Here is a 23881-nt window from a genome sequence, read left to right as displayed (position 1 = left end):
GTTTCCTTAGTATCTGCCCAGGGGAAGCGTTAGGTCTCAAATCTTTCGCGCGACCTGTATTCCGCGCGGAGGAAATTCAAATTATGCTGGATCGAGATGAGAAACGAAGTCATTCCGGTTGGGCGTCCGTCGGTTCTGCGACATGCGAATGCGCTCAACATTCTGAAGTTGCTGCGTGAGGCCGAATCCTGTTCACGAGCGGACCTGGTGCGGGCTTCGGGGCTCAGCGCACCGACGGTAACGAATGTGGTGAAGGATTTGATCGCGGAAGACCTGATCGCGCCGTTGGGCGAAGGTGAATCGCGCGGCGGAAGACCACCGGACATGATGCGGTTCAAAGCCGAGCGCGGCTGCCTGCTGGCGGTCGATATTGCCGTCGGCAGTCTGCGTTTCCTGCTGACGGATCTGAACGGCAAGCTGCTCGAGATGCAGGAGGTATCGCTGCGCGGTGTGGAAACGACTCCCGATGCGATCTGCGAGCTGATTGGTGAGATCACGCGCCAGCTTCTCAAGCGGCGAAAGAAGACGCGCAAGCATCTGCTTGTGGTGGTGGCGGGGGTGCCTGCGATCACAAACGTCGCCGAAGGCGTGGTGCTCTCAATCAGTCCCTTTGACGGCTGGCGATCGGTGCCGCTCGGAGCGATGCTGGGGAAGGTCTTCGGATGCACGGTGGCGGTGCAGAACGACACGAACCTCGCGGCGCTCGGAGAGCGTTTCTGCGGAGGCGCGAAGGATACCGAGGACTTCGTCTTGATCAGCGTGGAGAAGGGTGTGGGAGCGGGCATCGTCATCAACGGCCGCATCCACTATGGATCGCAGTGGTCTGCCGGTGAGATTGGATACCTGCGTCTGCCCCATCTCTCGCGCCGCCGCACGACGCTGTACGAGTTCGGAGAACTGGAAGAGATGCTTTGCAGCGCAGGCATCGTAAAGAGCTGGCAGGAGGAAGGTGGGAAGCCCTCAACGGCGAAGTCGAAGAAGACGCTTACGGCGGCCGATGTGTTGGATATGGCGCTTGAAGGCGAGCCGCGCGCGATGAAGATCGTGCAGGATCGAGCGGGAATGCTGGCAGATGTGATTCTGAATCTTTCGCTGATCCTGAATCCGCGCCAGGTTCTGCTGAGCGGGACGGTTGGGTGCCATCCTGCGCTGTTGAGCGCAGTGAAGACACAGATGGAAGGAAGCGAGTTTGCGGTGCCCGAACTTGGCATCGGAACACTGGGTGAGACCGCGGTGCGATGGGGCGGAATCTCCGCGGCGCTCGATGTGTTGCCGTCCGTGCTCTTGCGGGCTCCGGGAAATAGTTAGAGCTACTGCGAGGCCCAGAGGATGGCGTTGTGGAAGATAGTGGTGAAGGCTGGATTGCTGAAGTGGTCGGACCTGTGGCCCATGAAGATGTAGAGATTGCGGGCTTTGACGTGCTCGTTGGTCCAGACGACGGGGTGGTCGCCGCCCATCTTGATGGGGGTGTCCGGGGTATAGGTTTTTTCGTCGACGGTGGCCAGGACGCGGACGTTGGGGCGGGGCGTGGTGTCGTAGGTGTACCACTCTTCGCGGTCGATCAGGAAGGTGGTTGGGACGCCTTTCATGACGGGGTGCGTTGGATCTTCCACGGTGACGGTGGCGGTGGCGAAGGTGGGGATGTAGCTCTTGAACCGGATGCTACCCATGAAACGATAGAACCACGGGTCCATTTCGTAGCCGTCGAACGTGCCGAGGAGGGTGGCGTGGTGGAAGCCGATCCAGCCTCCGCGGCCCTCCTCGATGTACCGATGGAAGGCGGCTGCGGCGGTGGGTGTCCACATGTAGGGCGGGTAGTTGAGCTGGAGGAAGAGCTTGTAGTGGGAGAGGTACTCGTCGTCGATGGGGGTGGTGTCTTCGATGTAGTCGATGGTGAAGTGATCGAGGACGGCCTCTTTGGCGAGCCACACGATGGCGGCGTCGACGAAGGGGCGGTGGATGCCTCCCTTTTCCGCGATGGCGAGGACGCGGAAGCTCCTGGGGGGAGCCTGCGCATGGAGCGTTGTGGGCGCGGTGAGGAGCAGGGCCGCCAGGAAGAACGTGAGAAGAGAACGCCGTGACGCCATGCCAGAACCTCGCCGCACCGGTTACCTTTGGGGATAGTAATGTTTCCTTATAAAGTAGCCCCATTGCCTGCGAAGCGCAATGGGGATGCCGATTATTCGGGGTGATGCGTGGGGGAGGGAAGCTTGCCGGTGACGCCCGGCTCGAGCTTTGTGTCGACACATCCGGCTGGGGCGTTGACGGGATTGCAGCGGGCTGGCACGCCGCCGGGCAGGCCGACGGTGTATCCGGTCCAGGGCGCGGGCTCGGAGACGGGGAAGTCGGTGGAGATCATCTGTGCGCCGCTCTGGAGAAGAGCGTCGCGGCGCGTGGTGTCGTTGGTGCGTCCGGCTACGGTGTTGAAGTCGGATCGGGTGCGGACGAGATAGCCCTTCCTGACGAGATCGTCGATGACCTCGGGCTTACCGTTGTCGCGCTCGACGAAGGCGGCTTCGGGCTGGCCGGGCTCTGCGTTGGTGAAGAGGAGGCGTCCATGCAGGCCTTCATGGCCTGCGAGATAGGGGGAAGCAGACTTCTTGTTGTAGAGCAGGAAGACGATCTTACCGCGCGATCTGGCGAGGGTGGGCCACTTGCCCGCGAGCACGGCGGCCTCGAGCGTGGGGTACTTGCCGCGCACGCTGTCTGGGGTGATGATCTCGTTCTTGTGGAAGACGGAGAGGATCTCGGCGTCGAGTGCGTTCCAGGTCTCGGCGGTCCACGGTTCGGCGGTGACGGCGGTGGGCATCTGGCTGATCTTGCCCTGCTTGTCTTCGACGAGGATGAAGAGCGGCACGTGCTTCGGATGGGCTTTCGACCAGGTGCGGATCTCGGTGAGGCAGGTGACGAAACGCGCGCAGCTACTGCGCTGATTGAGGTCGCCGAGGTGGATGACCTTGAATCCGGGCTTGTCGAACTCGTGGTTTGGATCGAAGTCGGGATCGGCGGGGAGCCCCTTTTCCTTCGTCAGTTCGACGATGGCGGGATGAGAGAAGCGGCCTCCCTTGGGGTCCTGCACAATGTCGAGTTCGAGTTGGCGGACGCCCGCGGAGAGCTGGTCGGGCAGCGATTGGTGATGGTAGTCGATACCGGAGAAGCCCTTTGGATACGTGGCTTTGAAGTAGATCTCTTCGCTGGGGGCGAAGCCGGTGTTGTAGCTGTTGTGCGTGCCGATGACCTGGATCTGGTTGAGATGCACGAGTTTGTCCTGATTCTGGGCGGCGCAGATGAGGGTGGGAAGGGCGAGCAGGGCTGCCGCAAATACCGATGTCCGGGTCATGGCTCAAGAGTATTGGTGGAATGCGGGGAGGGCGTAGGTCATATGCCTTGCGCGTGATTGGTTGGACCTCTTGCGTGTATTGGGACCTGGAATGCACCGTTTTTGGTGCGTTGGTGGATCTATGGACTTCCAAAGGGGTTATGGGAGCCAAGTGAAGAAAAGCCAATGTTTCACCACAAGCGTTTTGGTCGCTACAACGTGGGAAAATGTATGGATTTTGTGGCCACCTGGATGGTTTTTTGTGGGGTCTGGAATGAGGGGTGCTTCTGAGGCGTGGCAGAGGGAGGTGGCTTGGTGAGAGACAACGGCAAGGCAACAGCATATCCCCTTCGGGGATGACAACCAGAGGGGCAACGGCAATAACATACTTGACACAGGCGACGAATCGGCGTACATTTAGTTCATGGACGCGCCTAAGACACTTCAGCAAGCCATCGTTTACTTCTCGGATCGCGACCGCGCATTCCAGTTCGCCATTAACTTCCGTTGGCCTAATGGTGTAGTTTCGTGCCCCCGTTGCGGCTCCGAGCGTCACGCCTTCATCAAGACCCGGCGCATCTGGGAGTGCTACGGCTGCAAGAAGCAATTCAGCCTCAAGGTTGGTTCGATCTTTGAGGACTCGGCTATCACTCTGGACAAGTGGATGATGGTCGTGTGGATGCTCTGCAACTGCAAAAACGGTGTCAGCAGCTACGAGATTGCGCGGTCTATCGGCGTCACGCAGAAGTCGGCTTGGTTCATGCTTCACCGGGTTCGGAAGGCGATGGAAACCAACGCTTACGACGGACCTCTGGGCGGCGGTGGTGCGACGGTTGAAGTGGATGAGTCCTTTGTCGGCGGCGATCCGAAAAACTGGCACGAGAGCAAGCGGGCCAAGCATCACAAAGAAGTCCGCTCCGAGCGCGTACAGGAGTATCAGAACCGCTTCACGCATAAGACTTCCGTGATCGGAATGCTCGACCGTGACAGCCGCCAGGTCAGGGCGAAGGTTGTTCCCAACGTCAAGCGCGACACCCTGCAAAAGGAAATCCTCTCCACCATCACGCCGGGTTCCCGCGTCCACACCGATCAGGCGGTCGCCTATAACAGCCTGCAAAAGCAGTACATCCACGAAACCGTCAATCATGCAGTCGAGTATGTTCGCGGCAACGTTCACACCAACAGTCTCGAAAACTTCTGGTCGCTGATGAAGCGGAATCTGGCGGGAACCTACGTTGCTGTTGAGCCGTTCCATCTGGACCGTTACCTTTCTGAGCAAGTTTTCCGGTTCAATCACCGGATTGGTTGGAATGATCTGGGCCGCTTCCATCTCGCTATGAGCGGTGTTGCTGGCAAGCGGCTGACGTACAAGCAACTGACGGGCAAAGACGGTACTGGTAGTGCCACCTCACACTAAGAAGCGGCAAGGGCGAGGCAAGCGGAAACATTAGCCCTTGCTGGTTTTCTTCGGCTTACGCACTGGTTTGACTGGCTCTTTTTCGACCCCATCCTTCGGTACGCGAAAGAGCGCGGTCATCGTCTTTTCAAAGCGGTCTAGTGCTTCTGGACCCTCATGGTATTCAGGCTTCATAAACGGCATTACTCCCTACTTCACGATGTTCACCTGCAAAACGTGGACGGGCTCTTTCGATTTAGCGGTTATGACCAAATCCATCTGTGGCATGAATGCCGCAGGCATGTTGATCATGAATCCGTAACTATTAGGGACTAAAGCGCCGTTCATCCCTAGTGGACCACCCCAGCTTATTTGCTGCGCAGAACTGCCGACTAGTTTTGGATCATCTGGACCTCCTCCCTTTCCTAGGTCAATCGGACCTGAAAACGCGACTCCTACTATTGCACCAGGGACACTGATGTCAGTCCGGATATGTACCTTCATAACGTAAATTCCATCACTGTTTACGGTGGCCGGGTCCTCGGTGAATGTGAAGCGAGGAAGAGGCGGGCCAAATTGATTTTGCTGAACGCTCCCAAAGTTGGTCCCTTGAAAGCAATTGCTCCCGTAGCAAGTCTGACCTCCAGAGGGTGGTGGCGGAATCGCGATTGCAGGATTCTGTGTTGACGCAACTGCTACCTTGGCAGGCTCCGTAGGCGTCTCCGGTTTGAACCTACTTGCTAGAATGGCTCGCTTCGTCGGCGGCGGCGCGGGAGAAGAGATTTGAACTGGCACCTGAGACAGAGAAGGAATTGGGATCGCATTATGAGGCGTTACATCATGGCTAATATTTGCGGGCAGCGCGGGTGATTTTCGAAACTTATCAATCATCAGGGAGGTAATTCCGAACCCGATTGGTATAAGCACGAGAAACATCAGCACATACGAAACCGGATGCTCAAGAAATCTATGTTTGACCCAAGAAGTGGTTCGCTCTACCCTCCAAAACCAAATTATGAACAAGCACGCCGGAATCATCCATAACCCAACCACCACGTACCAAGGAAGCACGGAACTGTATTTATTTAGGGTCACGTCCACTGCAACCCCCGTGGACGTGGCAAGCGCAAGCCAAAGACGATCCCCGTTAGCCTGCATGACTTATTTGCTCCTGCTCTGTATAGGTAACTTCTTGACTCTAAAGGTATCCTCATGGGAGTACCTGCGTCAAGTAAGTTATTGCCGGGGCAACGGCAACCGCATCCGCAACAGGTCAGCACAGATGGCGTCGATGTTGCGATCAGTCGGCTGAGACTTCCTGGTGGAGGGGTTTGGTGACGGTGTTGAGGGCGGGTTCGGCCATGATGACCTGGTTGCGGCCGGCGTGCTTGGCGCGGTAGAGGGCCTGGTCGGCTACGCGGAGGAGGTACTCGCCATCGGTGCCGTCGGCGGGGTACATGGCTACGCCGATGGAGATGGTGATGTCGCCGGAGGAGGTGTCGGGACCCCAGTTGAGGTTGGCGATGGCGGCGCGGATCGTTTCGGCTCGCTCCAGCGCTCCGAGCGGGGTGACGTCGGGCAGGATGATGGAGAACTCTTCGCCGCCGTAACGGCAGGCGATGTCCTCGGCGCGGATGCTGGCCTGGAAGACAGCGGCGACCGCTTTGAGGACGGCGTCGCCGGCGGGGTGCCCGAAGCGGTCGTTGAAGCGCTTGAAGTGGTCGACGTCGAGCATCATGACGGCGAGCTGGTTCTGGCGGCGCTGGGCCAGGGCGAGTTCGCGTTCGAGGGCGATCTGCATGAAATGACGGTTGAAGAGGCCGGTGAGGGCGTCGCGGATGGACTGATTCTCAAGCTTGGTGCGGAGCTGGAGCGAGGCGATGGCCATGCCGGTGAGTTGGAGAAGCTGCCGGATGCCTTCGAGGCGCTGCTCGATGAGGACGACCGCGGCGGGCGTGGGGGCTTCGGTGTAGAGGAAGCCGATGGTCTCGCCCTGGGCGACCATGGGGATGCAGAGATAGACCTCGGGGGCGGCACCGGAGAAGTGGTCGCAGTGGATCTCGGAGAGGCCGGGGCGTCTCCAGCGGGGGCTGCCGGCGCGGAGTCCGCAGCAGGTCTGGGTGGCGAAGACCTCGGGGAGCCTGGCGGTGGCTACTTCCGTTCCCCAGGAGCCGACGGACTCGACGAGGTGGCGGGAGTTATTGATCATGCAGAGCGAGCCGGCGGTGCCGGGGATGAGATGGCCGAGGGAGGCGACGGCAGCGCGGTAGAGCTGGTCCACATCGACGCAGAGCTGGAGCTCGTTGCGGGCGTTGGTGAGGATGCGGGTCTCGTGGGCGCGGTCTTCGAGTGATTTGACGCTCTGGGCGAGCTCCAGGTTGACGGCTTCGGTCTGGCTGGTGACCTTGCGGCGGTCGAAGGCGTCGCGGAGGAGGAAGGTGAAGAGGATGATGAGGCCGACGAGGGAGAGGCCGACGAAGGCGACCTCCTCTGTGACGGATAGATAGGAGTTCTTTTCGGAGAGCTCGTTGCGCGTCTTGAGGAGACGGCGCTCCTGGTCCGACATGATGTTGACGGTCTGACGGCAGGAGAGCATCTGCTCGCGCGGAATGATGAGGTCCGTCTTGAGCTTATCGAGCTGGTGGGTGAGTTCGATGGAGCACTGTTCGAGCGCCTCGACGTTCGCGGTCTGATCCTTGTTATCGACGACGAGGGAACGGAGACGGACGACGGCTGTGGAGAGGGCGTTGGCGTTGGAACGCGCTGCGTTGAGCTGGTCGTCATCCTTGGTGAGGGTGAAGAGGCGGGAGGCGTTGCCGACGCGCTCGATCTGGATGTTCGCGCTTTGGAGCGCATTGAGCACGTCCTGCGTGTGCTGGACCCATGAGGAGGAGGTGATGAGGCTCTGGGTGGTGCGGTAGAGGAAGACGCCGGCCCCGGCGGTGAAGAGCAGAGAGGCAACGGCCGCGGCGATGATCAGCGCGATGGGTGAGCCGGGGCGGGTTGGTTTGCCTATCGTCATGGGAGAGAACACGCCGTCCTGCAGCCGGTAGGAACTCTGAGGCAAACGGGATAGCTCAGTCGGACGAAAGGGCTGGCAACCGATGTACATGCATCAGTTTGCTTCTCCCATCATGTCATGTAGACGCGATTTTTGTGCTAAGAGTTTTCGCCTTGGTTGGGGAATAACAGGTCAGGTGAGGGAGTGGAGGAACTCCTCGATGAGGTTGGCGGCCACCGCTGCGCGATATTTGGCGGTGCTGCGGATGTCGTCGATGGGGCGGGCCTCGGTGGCGAGGGCACGGCGGGCGGCGGCCATGGTGTCCGGTGTGATGGGCTGGCCCTTGAGGGCGGACTCGACGGCGGTGCAGCGGATGGGAGTTTCGCGGAGGCTGGCTGCGCCGATGCGGATGTCGGCGATGAGGCCGTCTTCGACCAAGGCGAGGGCGGCGAGCGCTACCTTCGAGATGGCCTGGGCGTTACGGGTGCCTACCTTGCGGATATAGGAACGGTAGGCGGACCAGCGGCGGGCGAGGGTGATGGAGTGGACGAGCTCGTCGGGGGCCAGGGCGGTCTTTTTATACGAGACGTGGAAGTCGGCGTAGGGCAGGGTGCGGGTGCCGCGCGCGCCGATGAGCGTGACGGTTGCGTCGTAGGCGAGGAGAGCGGGCGGGGAGTCTGCGGCGGGGCTGGCGTTGACGATGTTGCCGCCGAGGGTGCCGCGATTCTGGTTGGCGATGGAGCCAGTCCAACTGGCGGCCTGTGCGAGGAGAGGAAAGTCGGTGGCGATGGTGGCGTGGCGGCGAATGTCGGAGAAGGTGGTGCCGGAGCCGATGGTGATTGCGCTGTCCGCGGTTTCGATGAAACGGAGCTCGCGGAGGTGATTGATGGAGACGAGCTTTTTGGGGGCGAGACGGCCTGCTCCGAGGGCGACCATGAGCTCGGTGCCGCCGGCGATGGGGGTGTGGATGCCGGGCTCGTTCGCGAGGAGTGCAAGGACCGCGGCGACGGTGGGCGGTGCGATGACTTCGTAGTGAAGGACGTTGGAGCGCATTAGAGGGTGGCCGCCTTCTTGACGGATTCAAAGATGCGCATGTAGCCGGTGCAGCGGCAGAGGTTGCCGGCGAGGCCTTCCTGAATTTGTAACAAGGTCGGTTGCGGATACCTGGCGAGGAGGTGGTGGGTGGCGAGGATCATGCCGGGGGTGCAGATGCCGCACTGGGCTCCGCCCTCTTCGAGGAAGCACTGCTGTACGGGGGCGAGGCGGCCGTCGGTGGCTACGCCTTCGATGGTGCAGAGGGTGGCGCCTTCGGCCTGGATGGCGGGGACGAGGCAGGAGTTGACGAGCTCTCCGTTCATGAGGACGGAGCAGGAGCCACATTCGCCTTCGCCGCAGCCTTCCTTGGTGCCGGTGAGATGGAGGTCTTCGCGGAGGACGTCGAGGAGACGCTTGATGGGGGGCGTGTCGACGGTGGTGCGTTTGCCGTTGAGGGTGAAGGTGGTTTTCATGCGGGCACCTGCGCTGGCTCGACCCGGGTGTCGCGGTCGGTGAGGGGGGCGAAGTGTTCGGGGGCTCCGGTCATGGCGGTGAAGATGTCTTCGGGCAAGAGCGGGATGGTGCGGAAGGGGATTCCGGTGGCGGCTTCGATGGCGTTGAGGATGGCGGGGGCGGGGCCGTCCATGGGGAGCTCGCCGATGCCCTTGGCTCCGCCGGGGCCGTGGATGCTGGGCACCTCTTCGAAGTGGGCGTGGATGGGCGGGAGGTCGGCGCTGGTGGGCATGATGTAGTTGGTCATCTGATTGTTGGCCATGCGGCCGTTGACCCACTGGCACTTTTCGTAGAGGGCGTAGCCGATGCCCTGGGCGACACCGCCTTCGATCTGGCCGGCGGCGAGCTTGGGGTGGAGGACTTTGCCGACTTCCTGGAGGGCATGGAAGTCGGTACAGGTGGCGGAGTAGGTGCGGGTGTCCACGGCGACTTCGGCGACGTAGACGGCCCAGGCGTAGCCGGGATAGGCGTCGCCGGAGTAGGTCTCGTCGTCCCAGAAGATGTCTCCGGGGGCTTCGTAACGGACGCTGGCTTTACATGTGCCTAATTCGGTTACATATTTGGCGGCACCTTGTTGGAAGGCCTCGGGGGTGTAGTGCTCGGGGACGTAACCGGAGCCTACGAGCAGGCCGCAGAGCTGGATGGAGGCACGTTCGACGAGTTTGCCGACGATCATGGCGGTGCGGGAGGCGACCGTTGGGCCTGAGTTGGGGACCTTGTAGGTGTCGGGCTGGGCGATGAGGATGTCTTCGTAGGGGAGGTTGAGGGTCTCGGCGGCGACCTGGCAGAGGATGGTGTTGGTGCCCTGGCCGAACTCGGTGGAGGAGACGAGGATGTTGGGACGGCCTTCGGGGGTGATTTCGATCTCGACCTGCGAGTTGAGGCGGCGCTCGCCGGAGCCGGTGAAGCCGGTGCCGTGGAAGAACGTGGCGAAGCCCATGCCGCGCTTGATGGGGGAGGTGGGGTTGGTCTGGGCGAAGAGGGCGGTTTTGCGGTGGTAGTCGGACTCGCGGAGGGCGCGGGTGAGGAGCGCGTCCAGATCCATGGGGTCTTTGAGGAGCTGGCCGGTGGAGGTGCGGCCGCCGTGCTGGAGGAAGTTGCGTCGGCGGAGCTCTTCGGGGGTGAGGCCGACGGTTTTGGCGATCTTGTCCATGTGGCGCTCAACGCCGAAGATGCTTTGCGGCGCCCCGAAGCCGCGGAAGGCTCCGTGGGGAGCGATGTTGGTGGCCATGGCCTTGCCGCGGATGGTGAGGTGCGGCCAGTGGTATGGGCCTCCGGCATGGATGACGCCGCGGGAGAGTACGACGGGGGAGAGGGTAGCGTAAGCACCGCCGTCGATGGCAAAGTCGATCTCGCCGGCGAGGAGCTTGCCCTCTTTGGAGACGGCTACCTTGAGGCGGGTGCGGGAGGGGTGGCGCTTGGTGGTGGCGACCATGTCCTCGGCGCGGTCGTAGGTCATCTTGACGGGACAACCGGCCTTCATGGCGAGGAGGGCGGCGTGCGAACCGATGACGGAGGGAAAGTCCTCCTTGCCGCCGAAGGCTCCGCCGGTCTCGGTCTGGATGACCTGGCATTTGTCCTGCGGAAGGGCGAAGACATGCTCGAGGGCATGGACGAGGTAGAAGGGACACTGCATGGAGCCCTGGACCTTGACCTCGACGCAGGCTCCATCGACGACGACGGCTTCTCCGATGACGCCGTTGTTCTCGATGTAGAGCTGCTCCTGGGCACCGGTGTGGTATTCGCCTTCGACGATGTAGTCCGCGGTGGCCCAGACGTCATCGGGGATGGGGGTGCGGTTCTTCTGCATGAGGTAGGTCTTGAAGCAGTTGGGCGTGCCGCCGTGGCCGTGGCCCCGCCAGATGATGCGGGTGTCGTCGTTTGCTTCGACGGCGGCTTCGGACTCCTCGATGGTGTAGATGCCGGGGTACTGCTCGTATTCGATTTTGACGGCGGCTACGGCGGCGGGGAGGATCGTCTTATCCTTGTGGGCGATGAGGAGGATGGGCTCGTCGGGGTGGTTGACGAACTCGGTCGCGAGGCAGGGGTGGTCCTTGGTGAGGTGGATGATGGTGTTTTCGCCGGGGATGTCGGCGGCGGTGACGATGGTGAACTCGGACCAGTCGATGCTTGGGTCGAAGGCGATGGACAGGATGCGGCCGCGGGGGATGGTGGCGCGGACGGTTGCTCCGTAGATCATGCCCGGGAGGGTGATGTCGTCGACGTACTGGGCGAGGCCCAGGACCTTGGCCAGGCCCTCTTTGCGGAGGGGAGAGGTTCCGAGGATCGGTGAGTTTTTCGCCATTGGGTATGGACGAGGATAGAACAGTTTGGGCGGTGTGGGAAGGGAGATGTGAGGGTTGGTGGAACGTTTCATTTGGTGTCCGGAGAAGGGCTGGAACTGGAACAGGCAAAGATGATGGGGAAAAAGCGGAAAAGGCGGGAAAAAGAAGCCAAAGCCAAGGCGGGTTCCACTTGAGAATGAAGGATTCGATGGTTGCGTTTCGGGAGAGGGAACTTCTTGAGGATGGCTGCGTATTGTTGACTATCTACAATGCGTTGTGTAGATAGTCATGGTATGGGAAAGCCAAGTGATCTGGTACAGGGAACGCTCGACCTTTTGATTCTGAAGACGGTTTCGCTGGAGCCGAAGCATGGATGGGCGATTGCGAAACGGATTCAGCAGATCTCCGCCGAGGTACTGCAGGTGCAGCAGGGATCGCTGTATCCGGCGCTGCACCGGCTGGAGCAGCAGGCGTGGATCAAGGCGAAGTGGACGGAGACGGAGACGGGGCGGCAGGCGAAGTTCTATTCGTTGACGGCCGCGGGCAAGGCGCAGTTGGAGAAGGAACTCGCAAGCTGGGCACGGCTTTCGCATGCGATCAACCTGGTGGTGGAAGCGATGTAGCTGGAGGGGCGATGCGTCTTGTCGATCGGATGCGGATGGCGTGGAGGATGCTTTTTGGGCGTGTGTCCGAGGGCGGGCGTCTTGACGACGAGTTGCAGTTCCACCTGGAGCAGCAGGTTGCGGAGAATGTGGCGGCGGGGATGAGCGCGGAGGCGGCTCGTTATGCGGCATTGCGTTTGTTTGGAAATCCAGCGGTGATGCGGGATCAGACGAGATCGATGTGGAGGTGGAGTTCGATGGAAGCCATGGTGAGGGATGTTCGTTACTCGGTTCGCGCTCTGCTTCGTTCGCCCGGGTTTTCGCTGATTGCGATTGCGGTGATGGCTCTGGGGATTGGCGCGACGGTGTCGTTGTTCACGATTGTGAGCTCGGTGCTGTTGAAGCCGTTGCCGTTTCGCGATCCGGCCAAGCTGGTGATGGTGTATGAGCACTTTCTTCGCAGCCAGGGCGACGGGCGCAACTCCGTGGCACCGGCGGTGTATCGCGACTGGCATGCGCAGACGCATGGCTTTGAGGATATGGCTGCGATTCGAGACTATGGCTATAACCTGACGGGTGAGCACCAGGAGTTGCCGGAGGTGGTGGAGGCAGGGGCGGGGACGGCGAGCTTGTTTCCTTTGCTTGGAGTGAAGCCCGCGCTTGGCCGGACGTTTACCGAGGACGAGGACAACCCCACGGGCAATCACGTTGTGCTGCTGTCGTGGTCGCTTTATCAACGGCGCTTTGGTGGGGATCCTTCGATCGTAGGCAAGACGATTCGCCTGGATACGAATGCGTATACGGTGGTCGGCGTGCTGCCACAGGGGTTTGTCTTTCCGAATATGAAGGCGGAGCTCTGGACGCCGTGGGGCCAGACGTTCAAGCAGGACAGTTGGGCGCAGTATGACAATCATCAGAGCCTTGTGGTGGCGCGGATGAAGGATGGTGTGTCGCGCGAGGCTGCGATGCATGAGGTGGAGGCGCTGCAGCAGAGGATTCATGAGGCGCATGCGGGTCGTCCGGTGACCGAGGGCGCACTCTCCGTGCCCATGATCGAGGATGTGACGCGTGAGGTGAAGACGCCTCTGATGGTTTTGCTTGGCGCGGTGGGTTGTCTGTTGCTGATTGCGTGTTTGAATCTTTCGAATCTGCTGGTGGCGCGGAGTGCATCGCGACGGAAGGAGACGGCGATTCGTGGTGCTCTGGGTGGATCGAGGATGACGCTGATCCGGCAGCAGATGATGGAGTCGCTGATTCTGTGCGGGGTGGGCGGCGTGCTTGGGGTGGGTTTGTCGCTGGGTGCGACGAGGTGGCTGGCGGCGCACTGGAAGGCGCTGCCGCGAGCCGAAGCGGTGCATGTGGACGGAACGATTCTGGCGTTCGCGCTTGGGCTGGTGGTGGTGTCGGCGTTGCTGGCTGGTCTGGTGCCGGCGATCTCGTCGACGGGGAAGAGCGTGATGGCCGCCTTGCAGGACTCGTCCCGTTCGGTGGGCGGTGGAAACTCCCGGGCTACGCTGCGGAAGACGCTGCTGACGGCGGAGATCGCGTTGACGGTGGTGCTTTTGCTGGGTGCGGGCTTGTTGTTCAAGAGCTTTCTGCACCTGCGTGGGGCGGACCTTGGATGCACGACGGATCGCGTGTTGACGATGAAGTATGGCTTGCCGGAGAAGCAGTACGACACGCGGGAGAAGGTGGCCGGCTTTCATGAGGGGCTTCTGGAACGGGTGCAGCATCTGCCTGGGGTGAAGGCGGCTGCGCTGGTGAGCCGGGCTCCGGGCGATGGGTGGGAGGGTGACAACGTATTCACGATTGCGGAGAAGCCTGCCCCGACGTATAGCCTTCAGTACGACGCGCTGGTGCGAACGGTGGACCCGACGTACTTTTCGACGCTGCAGATTCCGTTGCTTAAGGGGCGGTTCTTTACGGCGCAGGAGAGGTTGACGCAGGACCACTTCGTGATCGTCAGCAAGCAGTTCGCGGAGGAGTACTTCAAGGGCGAGGATGCATTGGGCAAGCATCTGCGGGTGTCGCGCAGCAAGGAGATGGAGGACTTCGAGATTGTGGGGGTGGTGGGCGATACGCTGTGGTCGGTGGCGCAGCCGACGAAGGCCACGATGTATTTTCCGATGATGGGAGGCGGCTCCAACTCATCGAATGCGACGCTTGTGGTGAGGACGGATGGCGATCCGATGGGGGTGGCGCTGCCGATTCAGAAACAGATCGCGGCTCTCGATGCGGGGCTTCCGGTCTATGAGATTCTGACGCTGCAACAGATCGTCGAGAAGGGGACGGCGAGCCAGAGCTTCAGTGCTTCGCTGGTGCTTGCGTTTGCGGTGCTGTCGCTTGCGCTGGCGGCGATCGGCTTGTACGGTGTGCTGTCGTACCTGGTGACGCAGCGGGTTTCAGAGATTGGAATACGGATCGCGCTGGGTGCGCAGCGTGGATCGGTGCTGCGGCTGATCATGATGGACGGGCTTCGGCCTGTGCTGCTGGGGCTGCTGATTGGATTGGCGGGAGGGGCCGCGGCGGGTGCGTTGATCCGGTCGATGTTGGTGGGAACGAGTCCGTTCGATCCGGTGGTGTTCGGGGTGATGATCGTGGGTTTGCTGGGGGTGGCGCTGGTGGCTTCGGTGGCACCTGCGCTGAGGGCTTCGCGGATTGATCCGATGACGGCTTTGCGGATGGAGTGAGGCAGGGACCAGGGAACAGGGACCAAGGGCGAAGATCCTTGTTAGCGGCCCTGGGCGGCTAGCTTTTTCTCGATGAGGTCGGCGAGGTGGCCTACGGTGTGGAGGCCTTCGAGTTCGGCGGTCTGGAACTTGATCTTGAAGTGGGACTCCACGGCGACGATGAGGTTGATGTGGTTGAAGGAGTCCCACTCGGGAACGTCGTCGGCGGTGAGCGTCGGCGTGAGGACGATGGTGTCGTCGTCCAGGATGTCGTGGAAGAGGGGGGTCAACTTCTCGTAAATCTCGGTCTGCTGCATTTCTCCAGTATACGAATGGGCTAGAAGTGGCGGTAGGTGTCTGGGGTTGCGGGTCGGGCTACGGGCTCGATGGGGTCGCGATCAATGGTCTTTTCGATGGAGCGGCTGACGAGGTCGCGGGATCCGAGGCCGATGGCGAGGGAGAGCGTGAGGACGATGCCGCCGAAGAGAATGCCGAAGGCGAGCTCGATGACGGTGCCGCCGATCTGGAGGTGATCGAGGACCATGGCGGCGGTGAGGACCAGGACCAGCCACTTTACCCCCAAGGAGAGGAAGCGGGCGTACTGGAGTTTCTGGTTGACGGCTCCGATGAGGACGGAGCGGGCGAGGAAGCGGGCGATGAGGTTTCCGGCGACCAGCAGGAGGATGGCTCCGACGGAGCGGGTGAGGTAGGGGAGGAAGAAGTAGGGGGTTCCGGAGTCGGTGGTGATGAAGGCGGAGAGGGCGGAGACGCCGAGGATCATGCCGAGGAGGACGCATCCCCAGAAGACGGTGCGGGCGGCGAGCAGCGTTGGGGAGTGTCCGGGGGACCAGTCGGCGATGCCGGAGGACTGGTTGGCGGCGAGGCGATCGTCGAAGCGGGCCGAGATGAGGATCTTTTTGACGATGAAGCTAAGGATCCAGCCGATGACGGCCATGACGGCGATGGCGAGCAGGAGCGCGAGCAGCCCGGGGAGGACGCCGATCATGAGATTGATGACGCGCAGAAGCGAGTCGTGGAGGGCATCCGACATGTTGTCCCAGAGGGTGGGTGTCTGGACGGGATGGAAGATCTGCGGCTGCTGGGTGTATACGGGTTGGAGGGTGAGGTGCATGGGGGTCTCCTGAATCTTGTCGGTGCGGCTAAAAGGAAGAGCAGCGGCTTCTTGCGATGACGATTTCTATGGGTTGAATCGGTCGGGCCATCTCCAGCGGGAGACGAGGTAGGGTTTGTCGGCCTCGAAGGCGGCGGCTACGGTCTCGATGTGGCGCTCGGCGGCGGTGGCGTCGGTGGCCTGGAGGAGATGCGAGGCGACCCAGGCGAGATAGAGCGGGGTGAGGGCTCCGAGGAGGTGACCGCGGTTGAGGGTACGGAGGCGGTAGGCGAGGATGAAGTCGAAGATGGTGCGGGCCCAGAGGGCGTCGGGCATGCGGAAGGTGGAGGGCGACATGGCGGCGAGACGCTTGAGTCCGAGGAGCGAGTTGGGGGGGAGGACCAGAGACCAGATCTCGGCGAGGTTGGTGTAGCCGATGCGGAAGGTCTCGATCATGGAGGAGACGTCAGGGGCTTCGAGGGCCTCGTGGCCGGTGGAGATGGGAGCGAAGCGGGTCTGGGTGGTGCGGATGCGCTGCCAGAGGGCGGCCTTGGCGTCGACGTCGGCGAAGAGGGATCCGGCGACGCGGGCGAGGACGGAGTTGAGGTCGACGGCTCCGCTGGGCTGGGGGATGAGACGGTCGATGATGCCGGTTTCATGGATGGTGTAACCGGCGGAGGTGGCCTCGGCGACGGGCCAGAGGAGCGCCTCGGGCTGGTTGATGGCGGTGTAGCGCTGGGCGGCTGCGCCGAGCTTTTCAGCCATGCGAAGGGAGAGGCCGAGGTCGATGGCCATGGGGTAGCGGGGACGTGTGCCGAAGAGGGAGCGGGTGACCGGGTAGAGGATCGCGGAGTTGACGAGTCCTTCGCGAGGGCCGACGCGGTAGCTGGGCACGATGAGGTCTGACCCGGTGGCGATGGCTTCGGTGAGCTCGCGGAGGGTTGCGGGAGAGATCTTTCCGGAGTCGGCGCCGAGGAGCAGGACGGCGCCTGCGTTGTGCTCTTTGGCGATGCGGGCGGCGTTCTGGAAGTCGGAGGCGTTGAGGAGCCAGGTGTCGGTGGAGGGAAGCGTCGAGGGGACGAGACGGATGTTGGGGACTGCCGGGGAGGAGTCGGGCACGGCGTCGGGGGTGGCGACGAGGAGGGACTCTCCGGGGAGGGCTTCTGCGAGGTGCTGCAAGGTCTCTTGGAGGCCTTCGGGGTCGAGGGGCGAAAGGCTGACCAGCAGAGGGGCCTTCGTGGAGGTCTGCGTTGCGGCCGGAATGTCGGAGGTGGTCGGTAGTGTGGCCATCGGCACGGCTTTCTGTGGTGCGTTCTGAGATGCTGCGGCTCATTTGAAACCCACATCTCAGCATCGAGATGTGGGGCACCCGGAGTTGCGGCTACTTGGAGAGGGCGAGGATGCCGGCGAGCGGGATCCTGACCCAGGTGGGGCGGTTGTTCAGTTCGTAGAGGAGTTCATAGAGGGCCTTTTCGAGGAGGTAGGCCTCGAGCAGACGCTGGGCCTGGGCGGTGTCGGGGATGAGGGCCGGGTTCTGGGCGACGGTGGTGGACCAGGCCCGAAGGAAATCGATGGAGACTGCATTCTGCCACACGCGAGACCAGGGTTCGAGCGAACGGCCTCCGCGGCTGGCGTCGGTGTGACGCTGATTGTAGGCTTCGAGGCCGGTGGCGGCCGCGTAGGAGAAGGAGCGGAGCATGCCGGCGATGTCGCGGAGCGGGGACTGTTTTTTGCGGCGCTCGTCGAGCGAACGGGCGGGTTCGCCTTCGAAGTCGAGGATGACGACGTCGCCTTTGGACTTGAGGACCTGGCCGAGGTGGTAGTCGCCGTGGATGCGGGTGCGGAGACCGGCACGCTCCGGAGAGGCCTGCATGATGGCGTGTGCGCGGGCGAGGAGATCGATGCGGCGGCTGAGGACCAGGGCCGCGGAGTCTGCGGTGAGGTCGGCGAGCTGGGTGAAGCCGCGTTTGAGGGCTTCGAGGGAGTGGTTGATCTGCGTGCCGACGCGCTGGGCATCGGCCTCGAGGTCGCTGGCGGTGAAGGCTTCAGGCTGAAAGGCTGGGTTTTCGGTCTGGGTGGCGAGGGCGAGATGCATCTCGCCGGTGCGGCGACCCAACTGTGCGGCCATTTCGAGGGAGATGCCGACGTGATCGCGGAGTTCGCCGGAGAGGTCGATGGGGTTGGTGAGGGTGGGGACGAGACCTTCGCGGGGAACGGGAGTGCCGGCGACGGACTCGAAGAAGCGGCTAAGTTCGTCAAGGGTGATCTGCCAGCCGTCGCCTTCGTTTTCGACCAGTCCCTGGAGCATGGCGGTGGTGGTCGCCTGTTTGCCGTGGCGGAGGGATATCTCGCCGAGGAAGGGTGCGATGCGGGGGAAGTGGGCGACCTCGGTGAGGAAGCGGCCGATCTCGGTGTCGGGGTTCTCGCCGGTTTCGATGCGGCGGAAGAGCTTGAGGATGAGGGACTTGCCGTAGAGGATGGAGGTGTTGGACTGCTCGGCGGAGCCCACGCGGGAGACGTGAGTGTCGCCGGCGGGGTGGAAGGCGGAGCCGTGGGAGCCGGTGAGGCTTCCGGAGGCGTCGTCGCCGGGCTTGAGGGCTCCAAGGTCTTCGCTCTCGTTCGCCGCGATGAGGTGCAGAAGGGACTGACGGAAGTCCTCGCGGGCGGTCGCGTCGTGCAGGATGGCCTCGCCGGAGGGTGTGGGAAAGCCAACCAGGACGGAGGCCGGGGAGTGCATGCGGATCGCTTCGGCGTCGGCTCCAAAGCTGAGAGCGAGCGGGAGCTGATAGGTGTCGAAGCCGTCGGCGCGGGCCTTGTCCTCGCTGCCGTCGGTCTTATAGATGATCCGCAGGAAGAAGATGGCTGCACCGATGGGGTTGGCGGTGGTACTGAGAAGGCCTGGGTCTGCAGAGTTGCCGTGATGGCTGGGAATCTCGGTCCAGTCGATGATGTCGACGGTGTCGATGGTGCGGGTCTTTGCTCCGAACCAGCGCTGACGGGCTAGATAGGAGGGGAGATTCTTCTGGAGGAGGTCCATGCCCGAGCCGGCGATAAAGGCGGCCCAACCCTTGGTGAGGAGGTCGAAGCCGGCGGCTTCGCTTTGATCGTAGGCAAGGAGCGAAGGTGGAGGGATCGGTTCGGAGTCGACGATAGGGGCTGCCTGGATCTCGAGCCAGAGGAAGGAGTAGGGGGCCAGCGTGAGGGCGTAGGGGGTGGTGGTGATGACGGGGAAGGGAACGTAGCCGAGCATCTCGACGGGCTGCATGCCGGCGAAGCGGGCGAGGTCGAGGGAGACGGGCTGGGCGAAGCGCGAGAGATTGGCGCAGCAGAGGACGGTTTCGTTGTGGCCGTCTTCGTACTTGCAGTCGCGGATGTAGGCGAGGATCTTGCGGTTTTCGGGGTGGAGGAATTCGAGCGAGCCGCGGCCGAAGACCTGGAAGAGCTTGCGCAGGGCGATCATGTTGCGGGTCCAGTGCAGGAGCGAGGATTGATCGCTCTCCTGGGCCTCGACGTTGATGGCCTGGTAGCCCCAGATGGGGTCCATGATGACGGGGAAGTAAAGACGTGCGGGGACGGCGGTGGAGAATCCGGCGTTGCGGTCGGAGTTCCACTGCATGGGGGTGCGGACGCCGTTGCGGTCGCCGAGGTAGATGTTGTCGCCCATGCCGATCTCGTCGCCGTAGTACATGATGGGCGTTCCGGGGAAGCTGAGGAGGAGCGAGTTGAGGAGCTCGATACGGCGGCGGTTGTTGTCGACCAGAGGCGCGAGGCGGCGGCGGATGCCCACGTTGATGCGCATGCGGGCGTCGGCGGCGTAGGCGAGGTTCATGTAGTCGCGCTCGTCGTCGGTGACCATCTCGAGGGTGAGTTCGTCGTGATTGCGGAGGAAGAGGCCCCACTGGCAGTTGGCCGGGATGTCCGGGGTCTGGGCCATGATGTCGGTGATGGGGAGACGGTCCTCCTGGCGGAGTGCCATGTAGATGCGCGGCATCAGGGGGAAGTGGAAGGCCATCTGGCACTCGTCGCCATCGCCGAAGTAGGGGCGCACGTCGGCCGGCCACATGTTGGCTTCGGCGAGGATGAGGCGATTCTCGTACTCGGCGTCCATGACGGCGCGGATGGCCTTGATCATGACGTGCGTTTCGGGGACGTTCTCGCAGCTTGTGCCGTCGCGCTCGATGAGGTAGGGGATGGCATCGAGACGGAGGGCGTCGACGCCCATGTCGAGCCAGAAGCGCATGGCTTTGAGGACCTCTTCGAGGACGCGGGGGTTGTCGAAGTTGAGGTCGGGCTGGTGGGAGAAGAAGCGGTGCCAGTAGAACTGCTGGGCGACCTCGTCCCATGTCCAGTTGGACTTTTCGGTGTCGGTGAAGATGATGCGGACGCCCTGGTATTTTTCGACGGTGTCGGACCAGACGTACATGTTGCGCTCGGGCGATCCGGGGGGAGCGTGGCGGGCGGCCTGGAACCAGGGGTGCGTGTCGGAGGTGTGGTTGATGACGAGCTCGATCATTACCTGCATGTTGCGGGCGTGGGCGGCGTCGAGGAATCGCTGGAAGTCGGCGAGGGTGCCGTAGGACGGGTTGACGTCGACGTAGTTGGCGATGTCGTAGCCGTCATCGCGCAGAGGCGATGGAAAGAAGGGAAGGAGCCAGATGCAGGTGACGCCGAGGTCCTGCAGGTAGTCGAGTTTGGAGATCAGGCCTGGAAAGTCTCCGATGCCATCGCCGTTCGAGTCCATGAAGGCTCGCACGTGGATCTCGTAGATCACTGCGTCTTTGTACCAGAGTGGATCGGTCGTACTTCCGGCTTTCTTCAAACTGTCACCCCGAATGTGTTGGATGCAGCGAAGTGCGGTGGGGTCATCTGGGACTACGGGGTTTCGCCGCGGACGTAGAGAACCGGTTCGCCGGTATGGAGCAGGTGCGAGAGTTGTTGGGCGTCTTTGGCTGTGGGAGGGAGGACGGCGATGGGGGAGGCGAGGTAGAAGTCGATCTGGGACTCGGCTGGGATTGTGACGGCAGGGCTGGATGCGGCGGCGGCCAGGGTGCCGAGACCGGCTCCTATGGCAGCACCGGCTCCGGCGCTGGCCAGACGGCTGGCGGCTGTGGATGCTCCCTTGGCGGTCACGCCGACGACTTCGCCGGCGAGTGCGCCTACGACTGCTCCACCTTTGATTTTGGCTTCGGTCGGTTTGTTCTTGCTGGTGCCCGCCACCCTGAACTGGTAGCTGTAGACGGGGTAGTTGCGGTCGGCCAGATCGAGGGAGGTGAGCTTGAGTGTGAGGTCTGGCGTGCCGGTAAAGGTGCCGGCCTTCTTGTTCTGCACGATCATTCCGTGAAGGGTGGCACCGCGGGGAATGACGAGGACGTTGTCGACGACTACGTCTTTGCTGAGTGTAAAGAGGACGGCGGCACCTTCGCGGGCGGTGCTGGTGCTGAGGGGCGCGTTGGTGCGGACACGGAGCAGGGTGTCTTCGAGGACGGTGATTTCTACGCCGGGGCTGGCGCTGATGTGAGGGGCGATCGTGGGGAGGTCGATGTCCTCCGCGGAGGATGACGAAAATTGAGGCGGTGGCGGAGTTTCAACCTTGGCGGCTGCGATCGGGGTGGGGCTATCGGGGAGCTGGTCCTGCTGCTGGGCGATGGCTGGAGAGCAGGCGAAGACTGTGAACGCCACGGTGTGCAAGAGACGATTAGAATCCGACAGCCCCATAGTGCCTCCCACGTGAATACTTCTCTGCGATGTGTCCAAGGATAGGGTTGTTTCTCACAGAAGTATGCAGGAAGCGCTGGGAATATTGCACGACAGAATGTCTGAGTTCTTCAATACAAATGAGGCTGCAGATGCATCTGCAGCCTCATTCTTGAGGGCTATCCCAGGCGGGTGACCCTGAAGACGTGTGCGGGCAGGACCTCGGGGCGGAGGGCGACGTAGTTGCTGCGGTCGTGCCAGGTGTAGTGCGTGCCGGTGAGGAGATCCTCGACGTCGAAGTTCTGATTGTGGGGGATGTTCAGTTCACGGAGGTCGAGGTCGATCCAGCCGGACTGCTGCTGGGAGTAATCGAGATTGATTGCGACGAGGATGATGTTGTCGCCCGAGACCTTGCTGTAGCAGAGAATATTGGGGTTGTCCGCGTTGTGAAAGTGGAGGGAGTTGTTCGACTGGAGGGCTTTGTTTTCGCGGCGGATCTGGTTGACGCGGGTGATGAGCGGCGCGATGGAGTGAGGAGCGGTACGATCCCAGTGTTTCGCTTCGTACTTCTCGCTGTCGAGGTACTCCTCGCTGACGGGCTTGGCGGGCTTGTTTTCGCCGAGCTCGTAGGCGGGGCCGTAGATGCCGTAGTTCGCGCCCAGGGTCGCGGCCAGGATGAGGCGCTGCATGAAGGCGGGACGTCCGCCCTTCTGCAGGAACTCGTGGAGGATATCGGGCGTGTTCGGCCAGAGGTTCGGCTGGAAGAAGTCTGTGACAGGGGGCTTGGTGATCTCTTCGAAGTAGGCCTGGATCTCGGGCTTGGTGGTGCGCCAGGTGAAGTAAGTGTAGCTCTGGGTGAAGCCGCCCTTGGCGAGCGAGTACATGACGTGCGGGCGCGTGAAGGCCTCGGCGAGGAAGAGAACGTCGGGGTGGTCCTTGTGGACCTCGGCGATGCACCATTCCCAGAAGGGCAGGGCCTTGGTGTGGGGGTTATCGACGCGGAAGATCTTGACGTCGCGATCGACCCAGAACTTGAAGACGGCGTAGAGCTCCTGCCAGAGGCCGCGCCAATCGACGGATTCGAAGTCGAGGGGGTAGATGTCCTGGTATTTCTTGGGTGGATTTTCCGCGTACTGGATGGTGCCGTCGGGGCGGTGCTTGAACCAGGTGGGGTGCTCGGTGACCCAGGGGTGATCGGGCGAGGCCTGGAAGGCGATATCCATCGCGATTTCCATGCCGTGCTTGCGGGTCTCTTTGACGAGGTGATCGAAGGTCTTCAGGGTTCCGAGCTCGGGGTGAATGGACTTGTGTCCACCTTCGACGCCGGGAGCCTTGGCCGCGCCGATCGCCCAGGGGCTGCCGAGGTCGCCATCCTGTGCGACAACATTGTTGTTCGGGCCCTTGCGGTAGGCGGTGCCGATGGGGTGGACGGGCGGCATGTAGACGACGTCGAAGCCCATGGCGGCGATCTCGGGCAGGAGCTTTTCGACGTCTTCGAAGCGGCCTGTGCGGGTGGGGTCGGGCGAAGCGGAGCGGGGGAAGAGCTCGTACCAGGTGGAGTAGCGGGCGCGCTCGCGGTCTACCCAGAGGGGCAGGTCGCGCTCGAACTTGGTGGCGAGGGAGGTGTCGGGGTAGCGGGCGGCGAGTTCGAGGATCTCGGGGGTGATGGGGTTTTCGTAGAAGACGGCTCCCTGGTCGGCCATCCAGCGAAGGGAGGCGACGATCTCGGTGAGCTGGCGGTGATCGGGGCCCTTGGCGCGGGCGGCGATCTCTTCAAGAAGGAGGGCGCCGGTGCGCAGGGCGAGCGGGATGTCCTGAACGGTGCCGACGGTCTCGATGGAGTGTGGGTCAGGCTGGGCGGCGAGGCGCTTCTGGAGGTCGGAGGACCAGGTGTCGAAGTGGTCGATCCATCCCTGGACGGTGAACTGCCAGGAGCCGAGCTGGTCGACGAGGAAGTCGCCGGACCAGACGTCGTTGCCGCGGTCGACCATGGTCACGAAGCGCCAGCGGCGTTCGGATTCATGGCGATACATGAGGCGGGCGGCGACGTGATCATGGCCGTCGCCGAAGACGGCTGCGGTGACGGTGACGGTGTCGCCGAGGATGCGGCAGGCGGGGTAACGGCCGGAATCGACCTGGGGTGACAACTGCTCAACGACGACTCGCTTACGACCCTCAACAGGCTTCATATCTTCACTCAACGGCGCTGGTTCGCTTGATGTTTTGAAAATTCCCGGACAAGGATACGGCGTTGGC

Annotated in this window: 17 protein-coding genes; 4 read left to right on the top strand and 13 right to left on the bottom strand. The window is 62.3% G+C overall.

Going from position 1 to position 23881, the window contains the following annotated elements:
* Positions 1-96: 96 nt before the first annotated feature.
* Positions 97-1308, top strand: a complete 1212-nt coding sequence (locus BM400_RS19880; RefSeq protein WP_089843176.1) for an ROK family transcriptional regulator — start codon at positions 97-99, stop codon at positions 1306-1308.
* A gap of 2 nt (positions 1309-1310) precedes the next feature.
* Here BM400_RS19880 and BM400_RS19875 read toward each other — a convergent pair whose 3' ends face one another.
* Complete coding sequence (locus tag BM400_RS19875) at positions 1311-2087, bottom strand: ThuA domain-containing protein (protein WP_089843174.1); 777 nt, start codon at positions 2085-2087, stop codon at positions 1311-1313.
* 92 nt (positions 2088-2179) lie between these two features.
* Positions 2180-3340, bottom strand: coding sequence for a phosphatidylinositol-specific phospholipase C1-like protein (locus tag BM400_RS19870; protein ID WP_089843171.1), 1161 nt, complete (start codon positions 3338-3340; stop codon positions 2180-2182).
* A gap of 403 nt (positions 3341-3743) precedes the next feature.
* On the opposite strand from BM400_RS19870, the gene BM400_RS19865 reads away from it, so the two are divergent.
* Positions 3744-4736, top strand: a complete 993-nt coding sequence (locus tag BM400_RS19865) for an IS1595 family transposase (protein WP_089843168.1) — start codon at positions 3744-3746, stop codon at positions 4734-4736.
* Positions 4737-4766: 30 nt separating this feature from the next.
* Here BM400_RS19865 and BM400_RS22200 read toward each other — a convergent pair whose 3' ends face one another.
* The 5 genes from BM400_RS22200 to BM400_RS19845 form a co-directional block, all read right to left on the bottom strand.
* Positions 4767-4910 (bottom strand): hypothetical protein, encoded by a 144-nt coding sequence (locus BM400_RS22200; RefSeq protein ID WP_175529162.1) that lies wholly within the window; start codon positions 4908-4910, stop codon positions 4767-4769.
* A 1105-nt stretch (positions 4911-6015) separates the two neighbouring features.
* Positions 6016-7737, bottom strand: coding sequence for a sensor domain-containing diguanylate cyclase (locus tag BM400_RS19860; RefSeq protein ID WP_175529161.1), 1722 nt, complete (start codon positions 7735-7737; stop codon positions 6016-6018).
* 171 nt (positions 7738-7908) lie between these two features.
* Positions 7909-8769, bottom strand: coding sequence for an FAD binding domain-containing protein (locus tag BM400_RS19855; RefSeq protein ID WP_089843162.1), 861 nt, complete (start codon positions 8767-8769; stop codon positions 7909-7911).
* Positions 8769-9224, bottom strand: a complete 456-nt coding sequence (locus tag BM400_RS19850; RefSeq protein ID WP_089843159.1) for a (2Fe-2S)-binding protein — start codon at positions 9222-9224, stop codon at positions 8769-8771. Before BM400_RS19850 ends, BM400_RS19855 begins: the two co-directional genes overlap by 1 nt.
* Complete coding sequence (locus BM400_RS19845) at positions 9221-11569, bottom strand: xanthine dehydrogenase family protein molybdopterin-binding subunit (RefSeq protein WP_089843157.1); 2349 nt, start codon at positions 11567-11569, stop codon at positions 9221-9223. The genes BM400_RS19850 and BM400_RS19845 overlap by 4 nt, the downstream gene beginning before the upstream one ends.
* A 273-nt stretch (positions 11570-11842) precedes the next feature.
* Between BM400_RS19845 and BM400_RS19840 the strand changes: the two genes are divergently transcribed.
* Positions 11843-12172 carry a PadR family transcriptional regulator gene (locus tag BM400_RS19840; RefSeq protein ID WP_089843155.1) on the top strand — a complete coding sequence of 110 codons (330 nt, stop codon included), beginning with the start codon at positions 11843-11845 and terminating at the stop codon, positions 12170-12172.
* Positions 12173-12183: 11 nt separating this feature from the next.
* On the top strand, positions 12184-14841 hold the full coding sequence (locus BM400_RS19835; protein ID WP_089843153.1) for an ABC transporter permease: 2658 nt from the start codon (positions 12184-12186) through the stop codon (positions 14839-14841).
* A gap of 41 nt (positions 14842-14882) precedes the next feature.
* On the opposite strand, the gene BM400_RS19830 is transcribed toward BM400_RS19835, so the two are convergent.
* The 6 genes from BM400_RS19830 to BM400_RS19805 form a co-directional block, all read right to left on the bottom strand.
* Complete coding sequence (locus BM400_RS19830) at positions 14883-15137, bottom strand: acyl carrier protein (protein WP_089843150.1); 255 nt, start codon at positions 15135-15137, stop codon at positions 14883-14885.
* 20 nt (positions 15138-15157) lie between these two features.
* Positions 15158-15952 (bottom strand): hypothetical protein, encoded by a 795-nt coding sequence (locus BM400_RS19825; protein ID WP_245782045.1) that lies wholly within the window; start codon positions 15950-15952, stop codon positions 15158-15160.
* A gap of 66 nt (positions 15953-16018) precedes the next feature.
* A complete protein-coding gene (locus BM400_RS22880) occupies positions 16019-17221 on the bottom strand; it encodes a hypothetical protein (protein WP_089843147.1) in 1203 nt (400 codons plus the stop codon).
* Between the two features lie 91 nt (positions 17222-17312).
* The gene (gene treS, locus BM400_RS19815) at positions 17313-20750 is read right to left on the bottom strand and encodes a maltose alpha-D-glucosyltransferase (RefSeq protein ID WP_089843144.1); all 3438 of its coding nucleotides are present in this window, start codon (positions 20748-20750) and stop codon (positions 17313-17315) included.
* A 53-nt stretch (positions 20751-20803) separates the two neighbouring features.
* Positions 20804-21619 (bottom strand): hypothetical protein, encoded by an 816-nt coding sequence (locus BM400_RS19810; RefSeq protein WP_089843141.1) that lies wholly within the window; start codon positions 21617-21619, stop codon positions 20804-20806.
* 185 nt (positions 21620-21804) lie between these two features.
* Entirely contained in the window at positions 21805-23814 is a 2010-nt protein-coding gene (locus tag BM400_RS19805; protein ID WP_089843139.1) for an alpha-1,4-glucan--maltose-1-phosphate maltosyltransferase, read from the bottom strand.
* Between the last annotated feature and the right edge of the window lie 67 nt (positions 23815-23881).

The sequence above is a fragment of the Granulicella pectinivorans genome, from assembly GCF_900114625.1.
GTDB classification, from domain to species: domain Bacteria; phylum Acidobacteriota; class Terriglobia; order Terriglobales; family Acidobacteriaceae; genus Edaphobacter; species Edaphobacter pectinivorans.
Note: the sequence above shows the minus strand (reverse complement) of the source record. Positions and strands in the feature narration are given on the sequence as shown.

Excerpts from the sequence above, each read along its gene's own strand:
- BM400_RS19835 (WP_089843153.1), top strand. The coding sequence starts at position 12,184 with ATGCGTCTTGTCGATCGGATGCGGATGGCGTGGAGGATGCTTTTTGGG.
- BM400_RS19855 (WP_089843162.1), bottom strand. The coding sequence starts at position 8,769 with ATGCGCTCCAACGTCCTTCACTACGAAGTCATCGCACCGCCCACCGTC.
- BM400_RS19870 (WP_089843171.1), bottom strand. The coding sequence starts at position 3,340 with ATGACCCGGACATCGGTATTTGCGGCAGCCCTGCTCGCCCTTCCCACC.
- BM400_RS19875 (WP_089843174.1), bottom strand. The coding sequence starts at position 2,087 with ATGGCGTCACGGCGTTCTCTTCTCACGTTCTTCCTGGCGGCCCTGCTC.
- BM400_RS19805 (WP_089843139.1), bottom strand. The coding sequence starts at position 23,814 with ATGAAGCCTGTTGAGGGTCGTAAGCGAGTCGTCGTTGAGCAGTTGTCA.
- BM400_RS19830 (WP_089843150.1), bottom strand. The coding sequence starts at position 15,137 with ATGCAGCAGACCGAGATTTACGAGAAGTTGACCCCCCTCTTCCACGAC.
- BM400_RS19880 (WP_089843176.1), top strand. The coding sequence starts at position 97 with ATGAGAAACGAAGTCATTCCGGTTGGGCGTCCGTCGGTTCTGCGACAT.
- BM400_RS19865 (WP_089843168.1), top strand. The coding sequence starts at position 3,744 with ATGGACGCGCCTAAGACACTTCAGCAAGCCATCGTTTACTTCTCGGAT.
- BM400_RS19825 (WP_245782045.1), bottom strand. The coding sequence starts at position 15,952 with ATGCACCTCACCCTCCAACCCGTATACACCCAGCAGCCGCAGATCTTC.
- BM400_RS22880 (WP_089843147.1), bottom strand. The coding sequence starts at position 17,221 with ATGGCCACACTACCGACCACCTCCGACATTCCGGCCGCAACGCAGACC.
- BM400_RS22200 (WP_175529162.1), bottom strand. The coding sequence starts at position 4,910 with ATGAAGCCTGAATACCATGAGGGTCCAGAAGCACTAGACCGCTTTGAA.
- BM400_RS19850 (WP_089843159.1), bottom strand. The coding sequence starts at position 9,224 with ATGAAAACCACCTTCACCCTCAACGGCAAACGCACCACCGTCGACACG.
- BM400_RS19845 (WP_089843157.1), bottom strand. The coding sequence starts at position 11,569 with ATGGCGAAAAACTCACCGATCCTCGGAACCTCTCCCCTCCGCAAAGAG.
- BM400_RS19840 (WP_089843155.1), top strand. The coding sequence starts at position 11,843 with ATGGGAAAGCCAAGTGATCTGGTACAGGGAACGCTCGACCTTTTGATT.
- BM400_RS19860 (WP_175529161.1), bottom strand. The coding sequence starts at position 7,737 with ATGACGATAGGCAAACCAACCCGCCCCGGCTCACCCATCGCGCTGATC.